Source organism: uncultured Veillonella sp., from assembly GCF_938010505.1.
Classification (GTDB): domain Bacteria; phylum Bacillota; class Negativicutes; order Veillonellales; family Veillonellaceae; genus Veillonella.
Genome location: NZ_CALLVP010000057.1, coordinates 1 through 26,920, shown reverse-complemented (window position 1 = coordinate 26,920; position 26,920 = coordinate 1). Strand labels below are relative to the sequence as shown.

Sequence of the window (26,920 nt, the reverse complement as noted above, 5' to 3'; positions counted from 1 at the left end):
CATTTGTGCTGCTTCATGATTACCGAGTAGCAATACATCAAGGTCTTGATTGAACATGTAAATATACAGTAGAAACAATGTCACAATGATTGCCGTTAACGGAAGATCACCCCATTGAATACCTGCAAAACTACCAAGTAACCAGAACATGGCACTACGAACTTGAGCCTCATGCTTAGCACCATAAATAATCATCATAGTTAAGGCTGAGAATACACCGGTCATGCCCATACCTATGAGGATAAGCTTTACTGGACTGTTGCTTTTACCAACACATAGTAGTACTAATATAATTGAAAGTGCTGCGCCTAGGGCCGCAAAAATAGGCGTATTGTATTGCCCTAAGAATGGAAGTCCACCCATGATAATAGCAAAAACGGCGCCTGTACTTGCACCAGAAGAAACACCTAATACATAGGGATCTGCCAGTGCATTACGAGTAACCGTCTGCATTAATAAACCTACAAGTGATAGGCCGATACCTGTTAAAACTGAGTAGATAAGTCGTGGTAAGCGTATATCTGTAATAATCGTATCTGTTATAGAAGCCTTAGCATTTGGATCAATTATAGACATAAGAGCTGATATAATTTGATCTAAAGGAATAAAATTAGCTCCAAACTGTAAAGCTGTTACCAATGAAATACAGAGTATTAGACATAATATAAATGCTTTTACCGAAGTCTGCATAAAATCTCCTTATTCTATTTTTATGTAGGTAATATAAACCTCATCTAAGTATAGAGAATTCTCAATATATATACAATATTAATACCTGTATAGGTATAATAGGAGTGGGTATTTTATAAACTTTAATGGTTAAATCTTATGTTGGTTTTATTCATTTTTATAAGGTCATTGTTATTTTGATATATGAAAAATTTATCAGAATAGCTATAATAGAATTATATGTACAGATGTAAGCTTAGGAGGTGTTAGTTTGTTACAAGATTTATTATCTGAGGATAATGTATCCTTTCATTATCCCGCCGAAACGTGGGAAGATGTAATTCGTCACGGTGGTCAACTCATGGTTGATGCTGGCTTTACCGATCCATCTTATACAGAGGCAATGGTTGAGGTAGTTCGTGAAATGGGTCCATATATCGTATTGGCTCCAGGTCTTGCTATGCCACATGCTCGTCCAGAACATGGAGCAAAGCGCGTAGGTACAGCATTAGTGACATTGGAAAAACCACTGAACTTTGGCAGTCCTGACAATGATCCTGTATCGGTAGCATTATTCTTATGTGCTCCTAATAAAGATGAGCATATTCAATTGTTGACAGATATTGCTACTTTATTTGAGGATGAAGAGTTCTTAGATGCGGCCGTTGACTTTGAAAGTATTGACGACGTACAAGCATTCTTGGCAGAGCATTTAGACGAGCAATAATACGTTTAGAAGGAGGCACGTATGATTTCTGTATTAACTGTATGCGGTAATGGTATTGGTTCTAGCTTGATGCTAAAGATGAAAATTGAAGAGATTTGCGCTGAAAATGGTATTGATGCACAAGTTGAATCTATTGATTTTAATGCGGCTCAAGGACGTAAGGCGGACCTCATCGTTACTGTAAAAGAATTAGCAGAACAATTTGAAGGGAAAAATATTGCTATTGTTCGCAGCTATATTAATAAAAAGAAAATCACAGAAGATATTCTTGAAGCATTAAAACAAGCTGCTCAATAATTAAAACAACTGTATATAGGAGGTAGTGTTATGGAAATGGTATTAGAGTTCTTACGTGACGTGCTGTCACAACCAGCACTTTTAATTGGTATTATGTCATGTGTAGGCTTAATAGCTTTGAAACGTCCGTTTCATAAAATCATGACGGGCACATTGAAACCTATTCTAGGGTATTTAATGCTTGCAGCAGGTGCTGGCGTTATCGTTAGCAATCTTGATCCGTTAGGTAAGATGATTGAACATGGATTCCATATTACTGGGGTGGTACCAAACAATGAAGCTATTGTGGCTGTTGCACAAAAGGTACTTGGCGTTGAAACGATGTCTATTCTCGTAGTAGGCTTATTGATGAACTTATGTATTGCTCGTTTCACCAAGTTCAAATATGTGTTCTTAACTGGTCATCACAGCTTATTTATGGCATGTCTTATGTCTGCCGTACTTGGTACAGCAGGTTTGGCCGGTATGGAGCTCATCCTTGTGGGTGGTTTCTTAATGGGTGCTTGGTCTGCTATTTCTCCAGCAATTGGTCAAAGCTATACTTCTAAAGTGACTGATGGGGATGAAATTGCGATTGGTCACTTTGGTAGTTTAGGTTATTATTTGTCTGCTTGGGTTGCTAAATATGTTGGTAAAGCTGAAGATAGCACAGAAGATATTGAGATTCCAGAAAAATGGGGATTCTTACGTGACTCAACATTATCTACAGCATTGACTATGATCGTATTCTACTTGATTGCCGCATTTGCAGCAGGTTCCGAATTTGTCGCTATTTTATCTGGTGAAATGAGCCCTTATTTATACGCCGTTATGAGTGCTATGAACTTTGCCGTTGGCGTAACAATCGTATACTCTGGTGTACGAATGATCTTAGGCGATTTGATTCCTGCATTCCAAGGGATTGCTACCAAAATTATCCCTAATGCAATTCCAGCTGTAGACTGTGCCGTATTCTTTACCTACGCTCCAACTGCAGTAGTATTAGGTTTCCTTAGCTCTTTCATCGGTGGTATCATTGGTATGCTTATACTTGGTGCTGTAGGTGGCGTATTAATTATTCCTGGTCTTGTACCACACTTCTTCTGTGGTGCTACCGCAGGTATTTATGGCAATGCTACTGGTGGGCGTCGTGGCGCAGCGGTAGGTGCTTTCCTAAATGGTTTGGCTATTACATTCTTGCCAGCTTTGGCATTGCCAGTTCTTGGTCAATTAGGATTCCAAAATACAACCTTTGGTGATGCGGACTTTGCAGTAATGGGTCTTGTATTAGGTAATGCATATGAATGGGTAGGTATGGCTGGTATTTATGGCATTGTAGCTATTGCTGCTTTAGTACTTATTATTCCTAACTTTATTAAAACAAAAGGTAAAGTTATTAATTATGTAGAAGAGGATTAATGAAAACAACTGAGCAACACCGTAATGTTGTAATACGATATGTATTCCTGACTATTGGTGCAATAAGTTTTGGCCTTGGTACAGCAGGTATCGTATTACCACTATTGCCAACAGTTCCTTTTTATATGCTAGCTTTATTTTTTTTAGCTCGAGGGTCTGAACGATTCCATAAAATGTTTTTGGAATCTAGTTTATATCAAAAGACTGTTGCTACTTATGAGCGCGATAAAGCGTTGACGTTGCGGACAAAGTTGTCCATTCTCGCTTCTGTTAGTACAATAATGGCGGTTGGCGCCTATTTCAGTCAAGATATGCCTATTGCTCTTATCGTCATGGCCCTCGTATGGGTTGGTCATATAATTGCATTAGCTTTTATTGTAAAAACAAAAAAATAGAAACTTGCATCCGTAATTCTGAATATAGCCTCATGAATTAAATTGTTGTAGTTTAATTCATGAGGCTTATTTTATAGTACACTAAAATAACTTCTAGCGATGATCTTGATTGTTTTATATTACTAAAATAAACTAGTTAATATTTTTAAATTTAATATGAATTATTAGTAACTGGAAGTTGACAATGACTATCAATAAGTATACTATAATATAATACTAACGTTTATGTTTATAGTATTTGTGTATATGGTGATAGTATGAATCCACATAATCATGCGGTTTCACATGCAGGAATGTCTATGTCGAGACATACGATATTTGATGGTATCGATTTAATGTTCCTTGATGTGAAACAAGAAACGATTCAATTTTATGCTAAATCACATACCAAGACGTTTGCCATAAATCACTGTGAAGAGGGGCGCATTGAGTGCAAATTCACATCTGGTGAGTATTTATATATGGGCCCAGGGGATATGTCGTTAGGGTGGCATACACGCTCAGCTTACCAACATGAAAATTACTTCCCTACAAAACTATTTAAAGGGATTGTATTGCTGGTAGATGTTGAAAAAGCTCAACCTGTATTAGATGCACTTGTTAGTGATTCTCGAATAGATTTGACCGAATTAGCAAATCGATTTTGTGAGCATTCCGACTTTGGTATGATGATGGAAGAAACAGAAACAGTTCGTCAGATTTTTTCCAGTTTATATAAAGTGCCGAATCAAATTAAGGAGCACTATTTTAAATTAAAAGTGATTGAAATCTTTTTATTGCTATCTGTTATATCTACAGCTAATAATAAAAAAAGAAATACCTATAGAAAGCAGCAAGTCGATATTGTAAAAGCTGTATGTGAATATGTATCGACACAGTATATGAAGCGTATTACTATTGACTCTTTATCCGTGCAGTTTGACATTCCTACGTCGACGTTGAAACGTTGCTTTAAAGGTGTATATGGTACAACCATACATCAATATCTAAAAGAATGTCGTATTAATGCGGCTAAGCGATTGCTTCAAGATTCAGATCAATCTATTTTAGAGATTGCTAATGCAGTAGGCTACGAGAACGGTAGTAAGTTTACTGGTGCATTCAAAGAAGCTACTGGTGTAACGCCAAGTGCCTATCGTAAGGTATAAATAAAATGATTGGGAATTCATATTATTAATATTACTTAAAAATGTAGTAACTTAAAGTAGAATTCATAATTTATAAAAACTTAATATTGTCCGAAACGTATATTTTTGGTCTATTCGGAGTAGATATGCATAATACACTTTGCTATCATTGATGTAAATGATTTTCAATGTCATTTATTGTGGTAGTGAGGTGTATTTTTTATATACCAAGTTTGATATATTTTGGAGGAATATTAATGAATAGGAGGCTTAGAAGAAGTAGTCGATACCTTATATTGTCTTGCGCCGTTGCATACTGGTTACAAATGCCTATCAATACCCTGGCAGAAAATGCAACAGTTACTACTGATGTTGTACATGTTCGAGGTACGTGGGCCGAAGAATTAGCAAAACAAGAGTCTCAACAGACGACGATTATTACAAAGCAAGATATTGCAAAGAAACAAGCAAAATCTGTAGAGGATATTGTATTTACAGAAACAGGTGTATCTAGAACTGTTGATTCGATGGGGCGTGTAGGTGTATCTATTCGAGGTGCTGATCCACGACATACGCTAATGTTAGTAGATGGGCAGCCTGTTATGGGAGATCTTGCTAAATATCAAGGTGCTGGCGATGAATTGCAACGTCTTGGTACGGAAAATGTTGAGCGTATTGAAGTCATTCAAGGTGCTGCTAGTGCCAAGTATGGCTCTGATGCGATTGGCGGCGTTATCAATGTTATTACAAATAAGCCAAAGAAGAATGCGTCCATTCAGTTTAATGCGGAAGGTCGTAGAGAAAAAGGGGATGGTGATGTCGTGCCATACTCTAATTTCTTTATGCGCGCTGATTCTGGCTCTTTAGGTAAGTTAAAAGTTAATATTCACGGTAGTAAACGTGATATTATGCCTATTTATGCGAGTGAAGCACGTCGTGCAACGACAATGGCTAGCGATGAAGACCATGGCTTCTTAAAGAATTCTTTGCGTTACTATGGCACAAACTCCAATGTAGGACTTGGAGCTACATATGACTTTAACGAAAATCACTCTTTAGGTCTTCGTATTGATCGGTATAACGAAGATTTAGAGCGTTATGTGAAACGTAGTGATTCCTTCATGGAACCACAAGTTCATTACAAACGCGATTTAGACCGAAATAATTTTAACTTGAGCTATACTGGAAAAGATAAGAAAAGCTCTTGGAGTGCGGAAGTAAATTATACACGTACAAAAGAAGATGATTTAACTTTAACAAGTGATTATGGCAATAGTACGTATGAAGGTAAAAATACATTAAATTATGTAGATAATGTAGATCATCGTCAATGGAATTTAAAACTTAGTGCTGATACACAGCTTAATAAAGATCATCTTTTATCCTATGGTGTTGGTTTTGTTCGTGAAACTGGTGAAGGTAGCCGTCTTAAAAATGCACCAACAACTTATAAGCGTCACATCGATCCGTGGGATTATGATAAAAGTTTAGCCGTTAAAAATGGCGTTCCATCTTCTACAATTTATGACCATTCTTTCAAAAAGAATGAAGCTGGCGTAGAACAATGGAATAAGGAGAAGGAGTGGTATAACGGCGATAAAAATACACCTAGTACGTTGCCTGAATTCACCTATGAAGAGTATGTTCAATATTTAGATTCTAATGATAATGATTCCTCTGCTGTCATGGGGAAAGTCGATGGTCCAACTACTGAACGGACATTGAAAAAACTTAATCCTGAAGCATATGCACGATACCAACAATTTGCAAAACGCTTATTGGAGGAAAACAAAGATTTCATCGCTGATTACCATGCTAATAAAGAAGGTAAAACAGATGAAAATGGCAAGTACTATCCTGCATTGCACGATGCGTATTTGCCAAGCTTCTACTACGGAGCGGTATCTGGCTTTGACAATACAAAATTGAAATTAAATGGCTCTTACTTTAAAGAAGAGTATTTAAAACGTGTAAATCAACAAACAGCTGGTCGTGCAGAAATTAAGAAGTTTAATTTCTATGTGCAAGACTCTTGGCAGGTTAATAAAAATACTACTTTATCACCAATTGTACGCTTAGATCATAGTGATAAGTTCGGTTCAAATTTGTCTTTTAACTTGGGCATGACTCATAATGTAAAAGGTAATGTACATCGTCGATTAAAAGCGAATGTAGGCACTAGCTACACAGAACCAGGTATGGGCGAATTGTATTATAACTGGGAAATGTATGGTCCTAATATTACCTTTGCTACCATCGGTGGCGGTGAAGCTCGACTTGGTTGGTACTGGGTAGGTAATCCAAACCTTAAACCAGAGAAATCAATGAACTTTGATTTATCTTTGGAAGGGGAAAATAAAAACACCTATGCTAAAATCGGTGTGTTCCATAATAATATCCGCAATTATATGTCTGTTTATAATACGGGATATTTGATGGACTTCCATCCACAATACGATGAATCCACTACGTTAGGGGCTTCTAAATTTGCTCATGCACCTGATATGATTTATAGCTTCCGCAATATTGGTAAAGCTCAAATTACAGGCCTTCAATTTGAAGTAAAGCAAACTTTGAATAAGCATTGGAAAGCTCGATTAGGTTATACATACTTGCGTGCCCTCAATAAGAGTGACAAGGATATGCCGCGTGAATTATTAGATAAGCCACGTCATAAAATCGATATTGGTGTTGACTTTGAAGATAAGGCGAGCGGTTGGAGCGGTAGCTTATGGGGCGATTACTACATTCGCATGTTAGATAGTAACTCTCTATCTGGTGGTGGTAATTACATGGTGTCTTATATCGATCCTAACGATTCTAATAAATCTGTTATTCGATATAACTTGAACAATAAACGTAGTGCCGATATGTACGAGCGTAAGACATATGGTATTTGGAACTTTATGGTTCAAAAGAAAATCAATAAAGACTCTCGTGTATACTTTGGTATTGATAATCTATTTAACCACCGAGATGATAACCGTGCATTATCCGCCCGTGTATATCGCGTCGGCTTAAATATGAAATTTGGCTTAGGCTCTGGTGAAAGTAAAGCAAGACTTACTAAAGAACAATTGGAAGCATTACCACCAGCAGTGCTTAGTGACTTTATTACACGTCCATTTGATGAATCTAAATCTCGTGGTGTAGAGCTAGTAGGCGACTATCGTGTACGTAATGATAGCCACTTAGGTTCTGATCGACCTGAAACAAAAGTAACTCCAACGAGCTATGTGGCCGATGATGCGGCGAAAAACTTGGCAGATCGCAAAGAACATGGCTTAAATCAACGTATTCGAGTTGGTGTAGATGCTCGTATTAACGATAATACTAATGTACGTGTTGTAGGTAGTGCTTCTGGACAACCTGGTGTAGATAGTAGTCATGAAACAGAAGGCTCTAAAGGGTTCAATCATCAACGTTTAGAAGAACTTGATGTAACACATCACGGCTCTAAATGGGATCACAGTGCTGGTCGTATTACTGAATCTATGGGTGTTACCGGTTATTGGTTCAATAAAGAGTATGATGGCGTTCGCAGTGTATGGACTAATAAAGATACACAAGTTCGCATTGGTGTAGGTACCTTTAAACATAGCACTGGCATTAGTGATAGTGCTTATACCCATGCAATTTATACAAACTTCAAACGAGTTCCTACAGTAGATGAATTCTTGGGCATCACAGGCGATACTGATGGTAGTAATAAAGAACTTATCATACCTGAAGCAGGTGATAAGATTAACTTCTACCAACAATTGAAGGCATTGCGTGATAAAGAAGGTGCCTTAGAAGGCGAAGTTAAGGCATTGAAACAAAAAATTGATGATCTTAATTCCGATATTTGGTGGAAAGAGTTTATTGATGAGTTACCAGCTGATCAATTAGCTCCATTAAAAGCAGATCTTGCAAAACTACAAGCTCAATTGCCAGATGTTGAGGCACGCGTTGCAAAAGAGCGTGAACCATTGAGAGCTGCTCAGTTTGATGTAGTTCGTCGTATGCAAGAAATCGTGGCAAAAGCTTATGGTGCTGATGCAGATAAGCAAAAAGTATTGCTTGAAATGCCAGAAGTCAATGTTAAGTTCGCTTATAAAGATAAGCGTTACGATGAGGACACTGAACAATGGGTTCCTGATGAAGGCACAATCAATACTAAGATTGCTGCAGGTAAAATTGGTTTAACTGAAAATGATCCACTATTTGAAGTTAAATTAAGTGATACTTCTGTATTAGCGGATAATGGTAAAACATTCTTAACTAATTGGTACAATAAAAATAAAGCTGCTATTGAGGCCGCGTATCGTAAAACGGCTCAAGATCGTGCAGCCCTTATCTTTAACAAAGATGCTACCTATACAATTAGCTTCGAAGATAATGCTTTTGATGGCCTAGAAAATAATATTTATAAAGTTAACTCTGTTGATGTTAAAGATTATGGCTTATCTAATGTTATTAACGTAAAAAATAGCGATCATTATCCACAATTACTAGCGTCCTATTTCAATGGTTTGACTCGTCTTCTTGAAAAGGCTGATGGGTATAGTAGATTGCCTAGAGAAGCATTAGGTAAATACACAGGTAATGTTATCCCAACGACAGGTGTTGTATTACAACAAGATACAGTACCACCAATTGATAAAGCTGCCTATGTTCAAGTTAAACATATGGTAACGCCTCGTCTTGGTTTAGCTGCTTGGTACTTACGCTCCTTTGGCGGTAGCGACTATCGTTTCTATACAGCTAATGGTAATGCTACTGAAGAACATGAGTTTAACAATGTGGCTAATGTATTTGGTGTAGGTGCTAAGTATCAATTAAACCATAATGCAAGCATTTCCTTTGACTATGGTCAAAACCGTAGTGACTATGGTCGCTTCATGAATGGCAATACTCATTATGAACATAAGGCTGGTTCATCTCAATTCGATATTAAAGGTCGCGATGTAGGTGGGACACCTCATTTCTGGGCATTGCGATTCGATGTAGGTCGTGTAGATATGAATAAACCAGGTTCTTGGAATGCTTATGTGGATTATAAGTACTTCGGGCATGGTTCCTTCTTCGGTGGAAATGGCACAGAAGCTGTACCTGATCGTTATTTAGATGGTATTAAGAGCTTTACCTTCGGTGGTGGCTATGTACCAACTAAAGATCTACTTTTACAAGCATTCTATACATTTGATGCAAAAGGGATCAATAAACGAGACACATTATATGGATCTGAAAACTTCAAACTTGGGAATTATACTCGTTTCCAAATGACGTATAAATTCTAAAAAAATAGTCCGATTTGTCCAAAACGTATATTTTTGGTCTATTCGGAGTAGATATGCAAGATACACTTTGCTAACATTAAAATGTGAATGATATTCAATGTCATTATATGTTGATGAAGTGTATCTTTTTAATTTTGTGTGGGAGATACAAGTCATATGTTTAGTTAGAAATTTAGGAGGGCACAATGACCCGGTGGGGACATACAAAACGTAGCATAATTTTGTCTAGTGCAGTTGCCTTGTGGCTTAGCGCGCCTTTAGTGGTTTGGGCAGATAATGCGACTGTTACTACAGATGTTGTTCATGTCAAAGGTACGTGGGCAGAAGAAGAAGCAAAACTGAACTCACAGCAAGTGCAAATCATTACTAAGAAAGAGATTGAGAAGAAACAGGCGAAGTCCGTCGAAGACATTATTTTTACGCAAACAGGCGTATCTAGAACGGTTGATGCTATGGGGCGTGTAGGTGTATCTATTCGTGGTGCAGAAGCCCGTCACACCCTTATCCTTGTAGATGGTCAACCAGTACTAGGTGATTTTGATAAGTATTCAGGTGCGGCCGACGAAGTACAGCGTATCGGTACTGAGAATGTAGAGCGAATTGAAGTTATTCAAGGTGCGGCTAGTGCTAAATATGGTTCGGATGCTGTCGGTGGTGTAGTTAATATCATAACTAAAAAAGCACAAAAGAAACCATCTGTACAATTTAATGCAGAAGGCATGCGTCGGAAGAGTGATGGCGATGTTTTCCCATTCCAAAATTTCTTTATTCGTGCTGATTCAGGTCAAATGGGGAAATTGAAGGTCGGTTTATCAGGTAGTAAACGAGATCTTATGCCAGTTCTTGCATCTGTTAAACGTCGTGCTTCTGGCATGGCCTTTGACTATGCAAAACATAACTTTAAGCCAAATGTACTTCGTTACTATGGTGACGCGGCAGATATTGGTTTAGTAGCGACCTATGAGGCTAATGATAAAAATAAAATTGAAATGCGCCTCAATCGCTATACAGAAGACCTTGTACGAGATGTTAAGCACTCCGACTCCGATTTAGAGCCACAACAACACTTTAAACGTACGGCAGATCGTAATACAGCAAACTTACAATGGTCCTCTAGAGCTGGTAAGAGTGACTGGACTGTTGAAACAAACTATTCTCGCATTAAAGAAAATGACGTAGCGCTCATTAACTATACAGGTCGTTCTGCTTATGAAGGCTCTAATGAGTTGCGTTATATCGATAACATCGATCATCGTCAATTAGATATTCGCGTAAATGCAAATACGCAAGTTAATAAAAATCATTTGCTAAGCTATGGTGTTAGCTATGCTCGTGAAGAAGGCTCTGGTAGTCGCTTAAAGAGTTCTCCTAATACAAGTACGATGTACATCGATCCATGGGATTATGATAAAAGCTTGTTAGTAGACCGCCTTGATCGTCTCGTGCGACGTAAAGGCGATAATAGTGTTAAAGTTTACTCTCACATCCATGATTATAAATTCATTAATTCCGGTGGCGGCATGCCGCAATGGGATATGGATTATGAATATTATGGTGCAGCGAATGATGCGCAAAAACCGGGGATTACGTATGATGATTATGTGAATTATGGTTTATCGGAAAGCAGACTCAGTGAATGGTCAAGCACATCGCCGAATAATCAGCCTGTAACGGATGAATTCAAGAAGCGATATTATGCTTTGGAAAATCGGTTGAAATCGGAAAATCCTGAAATGGCGGCGCATCGTGCAAATATCGTAGGCGACTATTTTAAATATGGTGAGTCTAATGATTCAGAAATGCGGAAAAAAGCACCTAAGCTAAATGGTAAGGCTTTCTTAGAAGAGTATCGTAATCGCGACCAACGCTTGACTACTGGTAGTGGTACGATTCGCAAGTTAAATGCTTACATTTCTGATACATGGCAAGTCAATAAGAACTTAACATTGTCTCCGATTGTGCGTTTGGACAATAGTAGCTTGTTTGGTTCTAACCTATCTGCATCTTTGGGCATGACATATAACGTTAAAGGTAATACACATCGCAGATTTAAAGCCAATGTAGGTACTGGTTATACAGAGCCTGGTATGGGCGAATTGTGGTATAACTGGGAAATGTACGCTTCTAACCCGGTAGGGATTGGGGTAGCAAAACTCGGTTGGTATTGGGCTGGCAATCCTAATTTGAAACCTGAAAAATCACTCAATTTCGACATGAGCTTGGAAGGTGAAAATAAAAATACCTATGCTCGTGTAGGTGTATTCCACAACCGAATTAAGAACTATATGTCCGTATACTTCACTGGTGATTTCATGGACTTCGCACCATATCTCAAAGGTGATGCGAAATACCAACGTGCTCCAGATATGATTTATAGCTTTAAAAATATTGGTAAAGCTGAAATTACTGGTCTTCAAGCAGAAGTACAACAAAAATTCGGTAAATATTGGTCTGGTAAGTTAGGTTATACATACTTACACGCTATCAACAAGAGCGATCCGACAATGCCTCGTCAATTGCTGGATAAACCAATGCACAAAGTTGACATCGGTATTACCTATGACAACCCTAAGTCTGGTTGGAATGGTTCTATCTGGGGCGATTACTATATCAACATGCTTGATAGTAATACTCTCAATAATGGTGGTAACTACTGGCCAGATATCTTGTCTGGTGATGCAGGCGTTTACAAGAAGCAAACATATGAAAAGAAAACATTTGGCATTTGGAACGTAATGGTTCAAAAACGTTTCAATAAAAATGCCATGATGTATTTTGGCATCAACAATATCTTTAATCATCGCGATGATGACCGTGCTACACAAGAACGCGTCTACCGTATGGGTGTTAACCTTAAATTTGGTGGTGGCGATAGTAGTAAAACTACAGCCATCGGCAAAACTAAGGATGGTACGAATGTTAATGCTACAGGTGCTAATGTAGCTAATGGTGAAGCCGTAAATGCAGAATCTGGTGTACAAAATGTATCTGATGTAGTTCGTTTAACTGATTTTATTCGTTCTGATTTTGATACTACTAAAGAACGTGGTGTTACATTGGTTGGGGACTATAGAGCACGTTGGATGGCACATGATGGCTCTAACAGACCCCAATCTCCATTTAGAGCGAACTCCGCTATCGCTTCTGCAAAAGCAAATATGTACGATGCAGACCGTCATAGCTTTGAGCAACGATTACGACTTGGCTTTGATGCTCGACTCAATGAGTTTACAAACCTCAAAGTTATCGGCAGTGCGACTGGCATGAGTGGTGTAGATACAAGTTGGACACAATCTGATTCCAAAGGCTTTAACCATCAACGACTCGATACCGTTGATCTTACAAGACGGGTTAAAAAATGGGATGTATCAGTGGGCCGATTGACAGAGCCTATGGGTGCTAGTGGTTACTGGTTTGGTCAATCTTATGATGGCGTTCGTGCTGTTTGGAATGGCCATGACTCTCAAGTTCGTATTGGGGTTGGTACTTTCAAACATAGTACGGGTATTACTGATTCTGCGTATACTCATGCAGAACATGAAGTTATTTACAGACCTCCAACAGCAGCTGAATTGATTGGTATTAATCGTGATGATTATCCATATGATATTGAGAGTGCTACTAAAACCGGTTCTGATGGTGAGAAGAAGACCACAACAGATCCGGCAGCTCCAGATAGTCCAACTGGTATTTATAACTCCACCTACAAAGGTAAGACAGATAGCATCTACTTCTATCAACAGCTCAAAGAATTGCAAGCTGAATACGAAGCTTATAAAGAAAGCTTAGACTTAAGATGGAGTAATCCGAACCGTGATCAAGAGCTTGAAAAGGCAAATGCTAAATTAGCAGAAACGCAACAAAAACAGGCTCAAATTATGGGTCGATTACAAGATATTCTTACAAAAGCATATCCTACAGATATGGCAGGGACGAAATTCTCCCTTGATATCCCATCTGGTGGGTATGCAATGTATGAAATCACCAATAAGAAAACAGGGGAAAAACTCTATAAGACAGGCAACATTATGTATAATGTGAACTCTTCCTTATACCCTGAATACTTAAAAGAAAAGGCCAAAGGTCTTATCCTATCTACGGATAATAAAGAAGCTTTATTGAATCCGAAGGCTTATGTTGATAAACATGGTGATGCGATTAACCAATCCATCTCTGAAATTGCTAAATATAATGCAAAAGATAATTGGAGTAATTATAACAATAGTGAGCTTGACGAAGTTTGGGTGAAACAAGCTGATGGTACATTTAAGAAATCTTATGATTACTATGGTCAACCGTCAAGTGACTATGAATTCACTGGTTTCTTAGGTGCAAAGACTTACAAATACGATAGTGGTAAATACGTATTTAGTGATTATGATGCTAAAGATGCCATTTACAAAAAGAACTTCACCATGTCCTCTAGTGATTGGGGTGAAGGTGGTTCTTACTATGGTTGGGGCATGACTAATGCATTGTTTAACTATATGTATAATCTTGAAAAAGTTGTACATGATGCGGAGTCTGAAAATAAATTACCACGCGAAGCAATTGGTAAGATCATTGGCAATTTAATTAGAACAGAAGGTGTAGTTCTTGAAAAAGATACTGTACCTGCTATCGATAAAGCAGCATTTATTCAATATAAGAAGCAAATTGGCTCTCGTCTTGGTTTACAAGCTTGGTACTTACGTTCTTTTGGTGGTAAAACACATACATATTTAAATGCAAACGGTAACGGTAATGATGAACACAGCTTCTCCAATGTAGCTCATGTATTTGGTATTGGTGCTAAATATCAACTTGGTGCCAATACAGTTGTCACTATTGATTATGGTCAAAACCGTTCCAACTTAGGTCGTTACTTGAACGGTAACACTGTATATCAACATGAACGTGGTACGGCAGACTTTGCTATTAAAGGTCACCAAATGGGCGGTACACCACATTTCTGGATGGCTCGTCTCGACATTGGCCGTGCAGATTTAGATGTTCCAAAATCATGGAATGCGTTCATTGATTATAAATACTTCCAACATGGCTCATTCTTTGGTGGCAATGGTACAGGCGCTGTTCCTGATCGTTATTTGGATGGTATTCGTAGCTTTACATTTGGTGCCGGTTATGTACCACGTAAGGACTTGCTCCTTGAAGCATTCTATACATTCGATGCGAAGGGCACTAATAAACGAGATACTTTATATGGTAGTGAAAGCTTTAAGTTAGGTGATTATACAAGAATTCAAGGGACCTACAGGTTCTAATGTTCAGTCTATAAACAGACAGAAAGGTTACAAATATGGAAAATTTAAATTATGTCATTCACTTATTTCATAGTGGCGGGTATGTAATGTATCCATTATTACTCTTGTCTTTCATGGTTATCGCTATAGCTGTAGAACGTGCTTTCTTCTATCGTAAATATGCAGGTAAAACATTTGTTGTAACCCATGCAGTAAATGAATTCGCAAAACTACAACGTTGGGACGAAATCGATAAAGTAATTAAAGAAAACCCTTCTATTGCAAGTCGTATTGCGGAAGCAGGTTTAAATAATGATTCCAGCGAAGAAGCAATGAAGACAGCTTTTGCTGATCAAATGGGTGTTGATGCAGTTGGTTTCCGTAAATATATGGACTACTTAAGTGCAACAGTTACCATTTCTCCATTATTGGGTTTGCTTGGTACAGTAACAGGTATGATTGGTTCTTTCAGTATCCTTGACTCCGGTGCCGGTGCATCTGCCATTACTGGTGGTGTAGGTGAGGCTCTTATCGCTACAGCATCTGGTTTGTGTGTAGCTATTATGGCGTTTATCGTTTACACAATTTTTAGTCATCGTTTGGATTCCATTATTAACCAAATTGAAAATATGTGTGTAAATATAGTTACAGCTAAACGAGAAGGGTGGAAATAATTATGAACTTGCAAAGCTTTCGTATGAAAACTAAGCCGGAATTCATGATTATTCCAATGATTGATATCATCTTCTTCTTGTTGGTATTCTTCATGATGAACAGCTTACAAACAGTTGCTCAAAAAGCATTATCTGTACAATTACCTCAAGCGAGTAGTGCTTCTGCACCGGCTCAATTACCAGTTGTATTTACATTAGATGCGGAAGGGCATATTACAATTGATAACAATCCAATGAGTATTGATCAAGCTGAAGCTGTGATTAAACAACGTATTCAAGAAAATCCTAATGCTAGTGTTATCTTGCAAGCAGATAAACGTGCAGCTCATGGTCAAGTAGTAGCGATCATGGACATGCTAAAACAATCTGGCGTTAAACGCTTGGCTATTGCAGCTGAACAGAAAGGATAACTATGGGACTAGGCATATCATGGAAAAAAGCAGCCATTATATCCGCCGTAGTTCATCTAGTTGCTCTTTTTATTGCCGTAATCTTTTTTGTAGTGGTTCCAGCTATTCAAGAAATGGAAACCTATGAAATCGACCTCACACAAAGTGTGCTCGATGATGGCGGCAGTGGTCACGCAGGTGGTGGCGGAGGTAACAGAGCAGATTTGTTCCCTAAACCATTATCTGCAGATGAAGTAGCGGCAAGGACAAAGGCTGTTGTAGCAAATGTTGAACCATCTACAGCTACAGATATTCCTGATGCAGTAGATGTGGCAGCAAAAGGAAGCGAAAATAAAGCCAATACACCTGGTAATAATTCCGCTGTTGGTGGAACTGGCCCTGGGTCTGGTGGCGGTTCTGGCGGTGGTCATGGTACCGGTGAAGGTACGGGTATTGGTGATGGCAGAGGTCATGGTACTGGTACAGGTGACGGTACTGGTGAAGGTGATGGTCACGGTACAGGTAAAGCAGCATTTAATACGGCGGGTTTCTACGCAGCTGTAGACAGTCAAAAACAAATCCCTTATGCGGCAATTAAACGTAAAATGAATGTAGACGTTACAATTTATGTAGCTGCTCGTTTGGATACAGAGGGTAATCTAATTAGCGTTACACCATTGAGTGGCGGTGATGAAATATTTGTTGAAGCTGCCCTTGATGCAGTACGACGTGCCACACCATATCCAAATCCTACAGGGGATATACAACCAGTAGAAGTTCCTGTACACTTTGTAGTACAGGCCGATGGTGAAGACGAAGAAGAATAAATTTATCTAAGTAATAAAGGAGATAATTATGAAATCTATTATTTTATATTCATCCCTCACGGGAAATACAAAAAGCGTAGCGGAAGCAATAGCTTCTGTTATGCCTGAAGGGACACCTTGCATTCCTGTAAAAGAAGCGCCTGATAATTTAGCTGATTATGATACTGTGTTCGTAGGTTTCTGGGTAGACCGCGGTACAGCTAACAAAGAAGCGGCTAAGTTGATTGAAACTTTGACAAATCCTAACATCGTATTCTTTGCTACGTTAGGTATGTATGCTGATTCTGATCACGCTCGTGAAAGTATCGATAAAGCATCTACATTGTTGCAAAACAAAGAATCCCTTGTAGATGGGTTTGTATGCCAAGGTAAAATCGATCCTAAAGTAATCGAAATGATGTATAAAATGTTCCCACCTGGATCCGCACATGGTCAAAGCCCAGAACGCGATGCGTTACATAAAGCGGCTGAAACTCATCCAGACGAACAAGACTTTGCAAATGCAAAAGAATTTACAAAATCTGTACTTGCAAAGTTGCAAGCCTAATTTCTGAAAGGGGATTGGAGTATGAGTTTAGCAAGTTTCTTTGAGTCCATTCCGGAGAAGCAGCGAAACCTACAACTAGGTTTAGAATGTGATAATCCGATGAGTGGTGCATTTCCTCATAAACGTGTTGTTCATGCAGGTCTTAATGGTACGCTTGTTTCTCCAAAAGAAACGCAAGCCGTTTGGGATGCATTAATGAATGGGGCTCCTAAAAAGGGCGAAATGCAATGCGCTTACATTCATATTCCGTTTTGTAAGACAAAATGCACATATTGTGGATTCTTCCAAAACGGTACGAGTCAAAGTGTTGAAGACCAATATATTGACGGTCTTATCAGTGAATTAAAGCTCGCTAGTGAACGTCCGAGATTAAAAGATAGCTTAATCCATGCCTTGTTTATCGGCGGTGGCACACCAACATCTTTATCTCCTACAAACTCTGAAAGACTGCTCAAAGCAATTAAAGCGTACTTGCCATTGGCAAATGATTACGAACTTACCTTAGAAGGTCGTATTCACGATTTAATTCCTGAAAATCTTGAAGTTTGGATGGCAAACGGTGTTAACCGTATGTCCATCGGTGTACAATCTTTCAATACAGAAGTACGTCAAATGGTAGGACGTTTAGATACGAAAGAAACCGTATTAGAACGTTTATCTGCCTTGAAAGCTTATAGTCAATGCTCTGTTGTTATTGACTTGATCTATGGTTTGCCTGGTCAAACTATGGAGGTGTGGGAACAAGACTTAGCAGATTTGGTAAGCTCTGGCGTAGATGGTGCGGATCTATATCAATTAAATGTATTTGATGGTAGTGATCTCAATAAAGACATTGCAAACGGCAAAGTTCCAGCTGCAGCCACAACCGCGATGCAAGGTGAGATGTTTGAATTCGGTCGTAAATACCTTGATGAACGCTCCTATCGTCGATTGAGTGCCGCTCACTGGAGTGCTAATAATCGTGAACGTAGCTTGTATAACACTTTAGCTAAATCGGGCGTTTCAATGTTCCCATTTGGCAGTGGTGCAGGTGGTAACGTCGACGGTTATGGTATGATGTTACATCGTGCATTAAAACCATACGAAGATATGGTTACCCGCGGTGAAAAACCATTTATGGCCCTTATGAAACAAAGTGATTTACAACCTATCGTAAACCAAGTAGTAAGTCAATTAGAACAAGGATTCCTCAATATTATGAGCTTAGTAAAAATGGATTCCAGATTAGATGAATTGAACTGGCTCTATAAATTATGGGAAAAACGAGGCCTTGTTGCCTATAATGGTTTGCTTTACAAATTGACTGCAGCAGGTGAATTCTGGACTGTAAATCTTACGCAAAGTACATTAGAAGCTGTTGAATATATCATGACTGGTAAGAACTCCTTCGCTATAGAAGCAGTAGCTGCACAAGATACAAAAACAACTTCTAAAGAAAATCCTAACCAAGAGGTACGTGGCATTGGCCAAGGTAAGGCCAATATCTCTGTACCAACTGACGAAGATTCCGAAGCACAACGTAAAGATGCTCTCATTGCTAAGGCAAAAGCTGAAATTGCTAAGAGCGGTGCTTCTGGGGAAGCAGCAGAACGAATGGTACAAGCTATGTACAATTTAAGTGCTGATGAAATTGAATATATGATGGAACGTATGATGTCTTAAACTGTTATGTTACACCTCAATTCTAACAACCTCTCCCAATAACCAACATATAATAAACAAGGCATATTACGTGACATATACGTACTACTTGTAGTACAGAGTAACCCCAGACGAGCGTCTGGGGTTTACTTTTTATAAAGCGAAAGGTATTCTGTAGGTATAAGACTTAAATGACTTTAAAAAGTAAAACAATCAATGTATAAGAATCAATGTATAAGTCTATAAGGACAAAAAATAATTATTGTTAAAGTCATAAATCAATAAGTAAGATAGTGAATCTATAAGATGTGAAGTGATATTGCTTGTATAGCTAATAAAAGGCTTAGGAGGTTAGTATGAGTACATTTCCTCAAAAAAAAATAGATATTGTAGGTATCGGGGCTAGCACATTAGACCGCTTCATCGTTGTGGATCATTACCCAACGGGACGTGAGGTACAACAAGTTATATCTTCTACTACCGATGGTGGTGGACCTGTAGCTACAGCATTAGCCGTTGCAGGTAAATATGGTGCACGTACGGCCATGATTGATAGTATCGGTGACGATATGGTGGGGCGTCATATTTTAGATGACTTCAAAAAATATAATGTTAATACCGATGCTATCCAAATTGAAAAGGGGGAAAAGAGTGGCGTTGCTACAATTCTTGTAAAGCATAGTACGGGGGAGCGGGCTGTGTTTTTTGAACGATCTACTGCAACTGAGCCTAAGTTTTTAGATGCTCATAAACAGCTGATAAAAACTGCCTATATTTTGCATATTAATGGTCGACATCGCCAACTCATGCGCTCTGCTATGACCATTGCAAAAGAGGTAGGTACTATCATTTCTTTAGATGGTGGTGCTCAGCGCTACGATGAAGGAATGAAATCAATCACTGAAGATAGTCATATCGTTATCGTTGCCCGTGATTATGCTGAGAAGTATACGGGTACTACTGATTTAGAAAAAGCTTGTCGTATCATTCATGACCGTGGTGCTTTAATTGCAGGTATTACGGATGGTGCTAATGGTAGCTATTTCGTATGGCCAGATGGTACAGCGTATCGTTGTGAGCCATTCCCGCAAAAAAGTATTGTAGATACTACGGGGGCTGGGGATAGCTTCCATGGTGCTTTTTTAGCTAATTTAGTAAACACAATTCATTATATGAATGGACAAGAAAATACTTTTATTATTAAGCCAGATAGTACATATATAAATGCTGTAGATGTGCTCAAACATTGTGCGCACTCCGATTTAGAGAAGGCCGCTATTTTTGCATCTGCGGTAGCTTCTTTAAATACACAAGGCATTGGAGGGCGTAGTCCGCTACCAATTCTAAAAGTCGTGCATGAACTTACAGGTTGGGAATAAGGTTATGTGGCAAAATACTTCAAAAAATCAAGTTCAGCAATATATGCAACAAAATCCTTATCGCCTATTAGCCCTTAGCTTTTTGGCTGCTATGACCATAGGGACGATATTACTCATGTTGCCCATATCAAATGCTCAAGGCCATAGTACAACGCTTGTAGATGCAGCTTTTACCGCAGTATCTTGTGTTTCTGTAACAGGATTGTCTACAGTAGATACCTATCATCATTGGTCCTTGTTTGGCAAAATCGTCATGGTAATTCTTATTCAATTAGGTGGTTTGGGGATTGTTTCTTTTACCACTATTATTGCTCTAGTCTTAGGGCGACGCGTCGGTCTAAAAAATCGCGTGCTTTTGTCAGAGGATGTAGGGCAAGATGGCATGAAAGGGCTTCTACACATTACAAAGAAGCTAACCATTTATACATTTTGTGTCGAAATAATTGGTGGTATTATCTATACTATTCAGCTATATCCCTATATTGGTGATGCTGCTTTATATACGGGGATTATGCAATCTATTTCCAGCTTTTGTAATGCAGGATTTATATTCTTTGATAATGATTTACCTTATGCTATGGTGGGCGATGTATTATTTAATATAAATACAATGGCCCTTATTGTAATAGGTGGTTTTGGTTATCTCGCAACTTTTGATATTTGGTCGCATCGCAAGTTAAGACGATTTGTAGATTTAAAACTACATACAAAAATAATGTTAGTTGGTACAACGGCGCTCATCCTTTTAGGAACTATTATTTTCTTGGGGGTTGAGTGGGGGAATCCCAAAACGTTTGGCCCTTTACCTATATGGAACAAGGTCATGGCATCTCTGTTTCAATCGATTACACCTCGTACAGCGGGTATTGCAACTGTAGATTATAATGCTTTACATCCAATTACTTTATTTATTACCATTATTTTTATGTTTATTGGGGCCGGTCCTAACTCCACAGGAGGCGGTGTTAAAATTAGTACTATTGCCGTCGCTTTTCTAGCATCGCGTACATTATTTAATAACCGTCCTGATACAGAGGTTTTTGAACGTCGTATTTCGTTGGTTACTGTACTTAAGGCAAATGGGATAATCTTTTTATCTATCCTTCTTGTTTTACTGGCTACTTGCTATTTGGCTTGGGATGAGCCATATGACTTTATTCGACTACTTTTTGAGGTAACCTCTGCCTTTGGGACCGTAGGTCTTACAACGGGTATTACACCTGATTTATCTGAAAGTAGTAAATGGGTGTTGATGCTTGTCATGTTTACGGGACGTGTAGGGGTTATGACTGTTATTGGCACCTGGGCTCTAAAAACAGCACCTACTAAACCCATTAGCTATGCAGAAGAAAATGTATTGTTATAAAGAGTGATTTGAGTAAATACACAAGAGGTAATATATGAAACATAAAACGATAGCAGTTATAGGTCTTGGTCAATTTGGTGGCACTATTGCTAAGATGTTAGCATCTATGAATCATGAAGTATTAGGTGTAGATATTGATCCTGAAGTTGTACAGAAAATATCACCTTTTGTAACACACGCTATAGTTGCAGATACAACCGACGAAGAAGCAATCAAGGCATTGGCCCTAAGCCAGTTTGATATGGTTATTGTGGCTATAGGTGGAAATCTTCAAGCTAATTTAATGACAGCTATGCTTCTTAAAGAATTAGATGCACCTAAAATTGTGGCCAAGGCTGAAAACAATATACAAGGCAAAATGCTTCATAAAATAGGTGTAGATCAAGTGATTTACCCTGAATACGATATGGCATTACGCCTTGTACAGTTTTTAACTAGAGACCATGTGATGGATTATTTACAACTATCTAAAAATATTAGTCTCATAGAAATTAAAGTGCCAACATTTTTGGTGGGGTCTAACTTAAAGGATTCTAATTTGCGTGAGAAATATAATCTTAATGCAGTAGGCATAAGACGCGGTGAAGATTTAGAAGTTCCACCAAACCCAATTACCATTCTCGGTGAAGATGATAAATTATTAGTCATTGGGAATAATTCTGATTTAGATGCATTAACGATGTAGTGAATATACGAAAGAAATATAACCATATCGAAAAATTATGATATAATAAGAATAGAATTCAGTATAGGCCATACGTATTCGTATGGCCTTTTTATATAGAAATGAAGGTTATTATGACAGAGGAACAATACATAACGGCATTGACCAATAACCCACATGGAATCCGTAATATTCCAAATCCCACGGAAGCAATGCAGCTAACCTGCGTAGCTCAAAACGGTATGTTGCTACAATATATCAAAGAACCAACTCAAAAGGTAATTGAAACGGCGCTTTCACAAGCACCACGGGCCATACAGTTCGTAGAGCATCCTAGTGATGAATTATTAAGCACTTTGGTAGAAAAGGACTGGGCGGTTTTAGAATATATCAACAATCCGTCTGACGCATTGATTCAAAGTGCGTTAGCTCAATCAGGCTGGGCTATTCGCTATATTGAGAACCCATCTGAAGAATTGCAATTAGAAGCGGTGAAGGCGAATTATGATGCCTTACAATATATCAAGGCCCCAAGTGAGGCTGTGCAGTTACAAGCCGTGCAAGGGAGTTACTTAGCCTTGCGCTACATTGATGAGCCTAGCGTAGCTGTTCTAGAAGCAGCAGTAAAGCAAGATCCACAAGCAATGCGTCAAATTACAAATCTCACAAAGGACTTGGCGTTGCATCTGTTTAAGGTAAGTGCGGCTATCGTAGGTTATATACCTAATACATTGAGCGTTACGGTAGATGAAATCAAAGCCATCATCATGAATGCCGTTGCTAGTGATATCATTGATGAAGACTATGTACGTGAGTTAATCAACAATAAAGCTATTGGTGGACGTCAATCCAAATGGCCTATCGATATATTGTCACTGATTGATGCTTACGGAACTAGAACTGTTAAGAAAATTGCAGTTAGTGAATATTTGAAATATTAGGACGGAGATACAATGAACTTTATAGATACAATGGCAAGTGTTGAATTAGTGCTTGCCGCTAATCAAGTGCCCTTGCTCGTCGGTGAGACTGGTATTGGTAAAACCTCTCTCGCAGCGCGTGTGGCAGATGTACACGACTGGGAACTCGTTACTATCGATGGTAACCTGTTAAAAGAAGGTGAAATTGGAGGCTTGCCAACAGTAGAAACGGTGACGCATACAGATGGTCATGGAAATACACGAAATGTGAAAACTACGGTATACGCTGTACATCATACTTTGGAACATGTGGCACAAGCTGTAGACCAAGGCCGCCATGTATTACTGTTTATCGATGAAATTAACCGTGCGGAACATGCCGTGCAACAAGAGTTGATGAACCTTATCTTAAACCGTGAGATCAATGGTTTCTCCTTAAGTGATCAGGTGCGCATTATCGCTGCTATGAACCCTGAGGATTCCTTTGATTACCAAACGATTGACATGGATCCGGCACAACAAAATCGTTTCGTATGGCTTTACATGAATGCTGATTATATGCAATGGATTGACTGGGCCATCGGTGCAGGTATTGAAGAAAAAGTTATTGAATTCATTTCTTCTTATCCAGAATATTTAAATCAACGTCACGAAGACGATATCGATGCTACACCTCGTTCCTTTGAACGCGTGTCCGGTCTATATACGATTTATAAAAACCAAGAGGGAACAAGCTATAGCCGAGACGTATTTATGAATGTTATCCGCGGTAACGTAGGCAAACTCATTGCTGAGGCTTTCGTCAATTTCATCGAGTCTGACCAAGAACCTCTTATTACCTTTGATGATGTATTGGCGGCGGTTCAAAAACCAGGTGCTATTATGTCTATGGCTGAACAGGTTAAAGGTGAAAGTCCGACTCATCTATATGTAGCGGCAAAAAATATGTTGCATCGTTTAAATCGCAATAGTAATGCCCAAGAAATTCATCACTTTGTGGAATTCCTAACATTATACCCAGGAGATTTGCGTGTAGCGGTTATGAAAGACCTACGCAACACTTATGAGCGCGTTTACGCTTATGCTATTGAAGATGACCTCTTTGTAGATACTTTCTTTGAAGCACAAAAATAATTCTATGTCAGTAGTTAGCTGAATCGAAGCTGTCTATATAGATAACCGATTTTAGTAAATTATTAGTTATGAGACTAATTGATATATGGAATATGATATTAATTAAATCTGTTTTTTAAAGAAAAGGAGGTGTAAATATGCAACGAAACTTAGATAAGGATGATATACGTGATGCGTCAGACTTACTCACACATATCGATGGCTGGGAAAAGACAGGTTCTTATGATGCGGAGGCTATCGAGGCTCTTGATCGTTGGCATGCGAAACGAGAACGCATTCATCGTGAAGCAGAAGCTTTATATACGCAAATCTATGCTACCTATGAGGTCTATGTAGATAGCTATGAAGAGCAGCATCATAGTGTTCAGCCAGAACGCATAGCGGCAGACCTTATGAACCACAATATGTCGGATAGCCATATTGGTACTATCGGGCGTGCTCTTGAAGACATACAAGTGGAGGGGACAGATTTCGCCATCATGCAGCAAGCTGTTATGACGCCTGCCTATGAGCAACGGTTGTGGAATATATTGCATGATGTGAATAGCTTACTCCTTGAAGAGGACCAATTTTTTGGTTATTTCTATTTACAAATGGCTCATCGCATTCGCTTTGACATGACCAGTGCTTTTGGCATTAACCTAAAACAAGGTGGATATGTACTATACGTAAATCCTTTTATCTTGTTACGTCAACCGCCAGATGTGATGAAGGACGGCATTAAGCGTGAAGTTCTTCATATCATTTCTGCTCATTTGATGCGGGTAAAAGCACTGAGCCAAGGCTTTCACAAAACAGCAGTCCATATGGCTATGGACATGGTCGTAAATGATTACCTTGAACATGTGGACCGTGATGCGGTAACGGTTGCGAATGTAAATGCACGTTTTGGTTTACTCTTAAAACGTTTCCGTACTATTGAGTATTATGCGAAGGCTATTGATAAGGTTATGAAAGAAAAGCCTGACCTATTTGTGCCTATCGATAACGCAGATACAGCGGTTGCTATGGAGTTTGATCCGCAAACCAGCCATGATATTTGGGATGAATCTGATTCCATTGATACAGATACGATGGACCAAATCACGGAGCGCTATATCAACGAAGCCTCAAAGGGTGATATGGAAGGCTATGTGAAAAGTCTTATTGATACATTTCAAAAGACACGTCGCGCCTTGCCTTGGTATTTCTACCTTAAAAAGCTAATGGGCAAGGTAGTGAGTGGATACAAAAAAACGACGATGCGTCGTAATCGTCGTCAACCTGAGCGTTTGGAGTTGTCTGGTACATTACGTCAACATAAGGCAAATGTATGGGTAGCTCTCGACATGAGTGGCAGTATAACTGATGTGGAGTTTACAAATGCCTTAGAGCAAGTGCTACAAATCGTGCATGCTTATAACCATCGTATTACCGTTGTAGAATGTGATAATGAAGTACGCCGTACCTATACGATGGAATCTGTAAAAGATGTAAAACCTCGCCTAGATGTGCGTGGAGCTACTGCTTTTGCACCTGTGTTTACATTAGCTAATCAAAATAGAGTCGATTTACTAGTGTACTTTACAGACGGAAAAGGGGAAGAACGACTTCGAGAGGCGCCAAAGGGCTATAAAGTGCTGTGGGTACTGACCGGCGAGAATCCACAATTATCTTTGCATAACCCATATGGCATGGTTCGTGAACTCGGCTATGTTGGTGTTGATGAAACTCAAGATATTGAAGAGTTTGTACGCATGGCCAACCGCGGTGGTTTTTCCATGGCAAATCAAGAGTTTTAGACCTGAATATACAAAAAGACGCAATTCTTTAGAATTGCGTCTTTTTTCGTAATATTTATTCTCTTCTGTTAGCTATTAAGCTCGATAGAGGAGCCTGGATCGATAATGAGAGCTGTTTGGTTATATTTGCCTTCAACTAAACTTGTGAATACACCTGGTTCACGGTCGATAACAGGCCATGTTTTGTAGTGGATTGGAATGGAAATGCGCGCTCTTATATAGGAAGCGGCAAGGGCTGCATCTTCAACACCCATCGTGAAATTATCACCGATAGGAAGAAGTGCATAATCGATTTCGCCAAAGCGATTTAATAATTTCATATCACTAAAGAGTGCAGTATCGCCAGCGAAGTAAATAATGTCGCCATAGAAGTCTACAAGACATCCTGCGGCATGACCGCCAGGAATGCCAGCGCCGTGGAAGGCAGGAACCATTCGAACAGAACCGAATTCAAAGTCGA

General features: G+C 38.9%; 20 protein-coding genes. 18 read left to right on the top strand and 2 right to left on the bottom strand.

Features of this window, described 5'->3' with window-relative positions; all coding sequences use genetic code 11:
• The coding region (locus Q0507_RS03215) for an iron ABC transporter permease (RefSeq protein WP_298712283.1) at nucleotides 1-690 on the bottom strand (690 nt) is incomplete at its 3' end.
• 250 nt (nucleotides 691-940) lie between these two features.
• Here Q0507_RS03215 and Q0507_RS03210 point away from each other — a divergent pair.
• The 18 genes from Q0507_RS03210 (at nucleotide 941) to Q0507_RS03125 (ending at nucleotide 26,460) form a co-directional block, all read left to right on the top strand.
• A complete protein-coding gene (locus Q0507_RS03210; RefSeq protein ID WP_298712280.1) occupies nucleotides 941-1,396 on the top strand; it encodes a PTS sugar transporter subunit IIA in 456 nt (151 codons plus the stop codon).
• 21 nt (nucleotides 1,397-1,417) lie between these two features.
• Nucleotides 1,418-1,693: a PTS sugar transporter subunit IIB gene (locus Q0507_RS03205; protein ID WP_165851636.1), complete on the top strand. Its 276-nt coding sequence runs from the start codon at nucleotides 1,418-1,420 to the stop codon at nucleotides 1,691-1,693.
• A gap of 30 nt (nucleotides 1,694-1,723) precedes the next feature.
• On the top strand, nucleotides 1,724-3,091 hold the full coding sequence (locus Q0507_RS03200) for a PTS ascorbate transporter subunit IIC (protein ID WP_298712266.1): 1,368 nt from the start codon (nucleotides 1,724-1,726) through the stop codon (nucleotides 3,089-3,091).
• Nucleotides 3,091-3,486 carry a YbaN family protein gene (locus Q0507_RS03195; protein ID WP_298712263.1) on the top strand — a complete coding sequence of 132 codons (396 nt, stop codon included), beginning with the start codon at nucleotides 3,091-3,093 and terminating at the stop codon, nucleotides 3,484-3,486. The genes Q0507_RS03200 and Q0507_RS03195 overlap by 1 nt, the downstream gene beginning before the upstream one ends.
• A gap of 257 nt (nucleotides 3,487-3,743) precedes the next feature.
• Nucleotides 3,744-4,634: a helix-turn-helix domain-containing protein gene (locus Q0507_RS03190; RefSeq protein WP_367268441.1), complete on the top strand. Its 891-nt coding sequence runs from the start codon at nucleotides 3,744-3,746 to the stop codon at nucleotides 4,632-4,634.
• A gap of 236 nt (nucleotides 4,635-4,870) precedes the next feature.
• Nucleotides 4,871-9,895, top strand: a complete 5,025-nt coding sequence (locus Q0507_RS03185) for a TonB-dependent receptor domain-containing protein (protein ID WP_298712257.1) — start codon at nucleotides 4,871-4,873, stop codon at nucleotides 9,893-9,895.
• Nucleotides 9,896-10,080: 185 nt separating this feature from the next.
• Entirely contained in the window at nucleotides 10,081-15,159 is a 5,079-nt protein-coding gene (locus tag Q0507_RS03180) for a TonB-dependent siderophore receptor (RefSeq protein ID WP_298712254.1), read from the top strand.
• 35 nt (nucleotides 15,160-15,194) lie between these two features.
• Nucleotides 15,195-15,812 carry a MotA/TolQ/ExbB proton channel family protein gene (locus tag Q0507_RS03175; protein WP_298712251.1) on the top strand — a complete coding sequence of 206 codons (618 nt, stop codon included), beginning with the start codon at nucleotides 15,195-15,197 and terminating at the stop codon, nucleotides 15,810-15,812.
• Nucleotides 15,813-15,814: 2 nt separating this feature from the next.
• The gene (locus Q0507_RS03170) at nucleotides 15,815-16,222 is read left to right on the top strand and encodes a biopolymer transporter ExbD (protein WP_298712248.1); all 408 of its coding nucleotides are present in this window, start codon (nucleotides 15,815-15,817) and stop codon (nucleotides 16,220-16,222) included.
• A gap of 2 nt (nucleotides 16,223-16,224) precedes the next feature.
• Complete coding sequence (locus Q0507_RS03165; RefSeq protein WP_298712243.1) at nucleotides 16,225-17,028, top strand: energy transducer TonB; 804 nt, start codon at nucleotides 16,225-16,227, stop codon at nucleotides 17,026-17,028.
• Between the two features lie 28 nt (nucleotides 17,029-17,056).
• Complete coding sequence (locus Q0507_RS03160) at nucleotides 17,057-17,575, top strand: flavodoxin family protein (protein ID WP_298712240.1); 519 nt, start codon at nucleotides 17,057-17,059, stop codon at nucleotides 17,573-17,575.
• A gap of 21 nt (nucleotides 17,576-17,596) precedes the next feature.
• A complete protein-coding gene (gene hutW, locus Q0507_RS03155) occupies nucleotides 17,597-19,237 on the top strand; it encodes a heme anaerobic degradation radical SAM methyltransferase ChuW/HutW (RefSeq protein WP_298712237.1) in 1,641 nt (546 codons plus the stop codon).
• A gap of 335 nt (nucleotides 19,238-19,572) precedes the next feature.
• Entirely contained in the window at nucleotides 19,573-20,595 is a 1,023-nt protein-coding gene (locus Q0507_RS03150) for a carbohydrate kinase family protein (RefSeq protein WP_298712235.1), read from the top strand.
• 4 nt (nucleotides 20,596-20,599) lie between these two features.
• A complete protein-coding gene (locus tag Q0507_RS03145) occupies nucleotides 20,600-21,961 on the top strand; it encodes a TrkH family potassium uptake protein (protein WP_367268442.1) in 1,362 nt (453 codons plus the stop codon).
• 34 nt (nucleotides 21,962-21,995) lie between these two features.
• Nucleotides 21,996-22,646: a TrkA family potassium uptake protein gene (locus tag Q0507_RS03140; RefSeq protein ID WP_298712229.1), complete on the top strand. Its 651-nt coding sequence runs from the start codon at nucleotides 21,996-21,998 to the stop codon at nucleotides 22,644-22,646.
• Between the two features lie 113 nt (nucleotides 22,647-22,759).
• Nucleotides 22,760-23,566: a hypothetical protein gene (locus Q0507_RS03135; protein WP_298712226.1), complete on the top strand. Its 807-nt coding sequence runs from the start codon at nucleotides 22,760-22,762 to the stop codon at nucleotides 23,564-23,566.
• Nucleotides 23,567-23,578: 12 nt separating this feature from the next.
• Entirely contained in the window at nucleotides 23,579-24,679 is a 1,101-nt protein-coding gene (locus Q0507_RS03130; protein ID WP_298712223.1) for an AAA family ATPase, read from the top strand.
• Between the two features lie 137 nt (nucleotides 24,680-24,816).
• On the top strand, nucleotides 24,817-26,460 hold the full coding sequence (locus Q0507_RS03125; protein ID WP_298712220.1) for a VWA-like domain-containing protein: 1,644 nt from the start codon (nucleotides 24,817-24,819) through the stop codon (nucleotides 26,458-26,460).
• Nucleotides 26,461-26,528: 68 nt separating this feature from the next.
• Here Q0507_RS03125 and Q0507_RS03120 read toward each other — a convergent pair.
• Nucleotides 26,529-26,920, bottom strand: a 392-nt coding sequence (locus Q0507_RS03120) for an MBL fold metallo-hydrolase (protein ID WP_298712217.1), incomplete at its 5' end; no start/stop codon positions are given.

Bases quoted from the DNA above. Each gene is read 5' to 3' on its own strand.
- Q0507_RS03205 (WP_165851636.1), top strand. From the start codon at position 1,418: ATGATTTCTGTATTAACTGTATGCGGTAATGGTATTGGTTCTAGCTTG.
- Q0507_RS03200 (WP_298712266.1), top strand. From the start codon at position 1,724: ATGGAAATGGTATTAGAGTTCTTACGTGACGTGCTGTCACAACCAGCA.
- Q0507_RS03195 (WP_298712263.1), top strand. From the start codon at position 3,091: ATGAAAACAACTGAGCAACACCGTAATGTTGTAATACGATATGTATTC.
- Q0507_RS03190 (WP_367268441.1), top strand. From the start codon at position 3,744: ATGAATCCACATAATCATGCGGTTTCACATGCAGGAATGTCTATGTCG.
- Q0507_RS03185 (WP_298712257.1), top strand. From the start codon at position 4,871: ATGAATAGGAGGCTTAGAAGAAGTAGTCGATACCTTATATTGTCTTGC.
- Q0507_RS03180 (WP_298712254.1), top strand. From the start codon at position 10,081: ATGACCCGGTGGGGACATACAAAACGTAGCATAATTTTGTCTAGTGCA.
- Q0507_RS03175 (WP_298712251.1), top strand. From the start codon at position 15,195: ATGGAAAATTTAAATTATGTCATTCACTTATTTCATAGTGGCGGGTAT.
- Q0507_RS03170 (WP_298712248.1), top strand. From the start codon at position 15,815: ATGAACTTGCAAAGCTTTCGTATGAAAACTAAGCCGGAATTCATGATT.
- Q0507_RS03165 (WP_298712243.1), top strand. From the start codon at position 16,225: ATGGGACTAGGCATATCATGGAAAAAAGCAGCCATTATATCCGCCGTA.
- Q0507_RS03160 (WP_298712240.1), top strand. From the start codon at position 17,057: ATGAAATCTATTATTTTATATTCATCCCTCACGGGAAATACAAAAAGC.
- hutW (WP_298712237.1), top strand. From the start codon at position 17,597: ATGAGTTTAGCAAGTTTCTTTGAGTCCATTCCGGAGAAGCAGCGAAAC.
- Q0507_RS03150 (WP_298712235.1), top strand. From the start codon at position 19,573: ATGAGTACATTTCCTCAAAAAAAAATAGATATTGTAGGTATCGGGGCT.
- Q0507_RS03145 (WP_367268442.1), top strand. From the start codon at position 20,600: ATGTGGCAAAATACTTCAAAAAATCAAGTTCAGCAATATATGCAACAA.
- Q0507_RS03140 (WP_298712229.1), top strand. From the start codon at position 21,996: ATGAAACATAAAACGATAGCAGTTATAGGTCTTGGTCAATTTGGTGGC.
- Q0507_RS03135 (WP_298712226.1), top strand. From the start codon at position 22,760: ATGACAGAGGAACAATACATAACGGCATTGACCAATAACCCACATGGA.
- Q0507_RS03130 (WP_298712223.1), top strand. From the start codon at position 23,579: ATGAACTTTATAGATACAATGGCAAGTGTTGAATTAGTGCTTGCCGCT.
- Q0507_RS03125 (WP_298712220.1), top strand. From the start codon at position 24,817: ATGCAACGAAACTTAGATAAGGATGATATACGTGATGCGTCAGACTTA.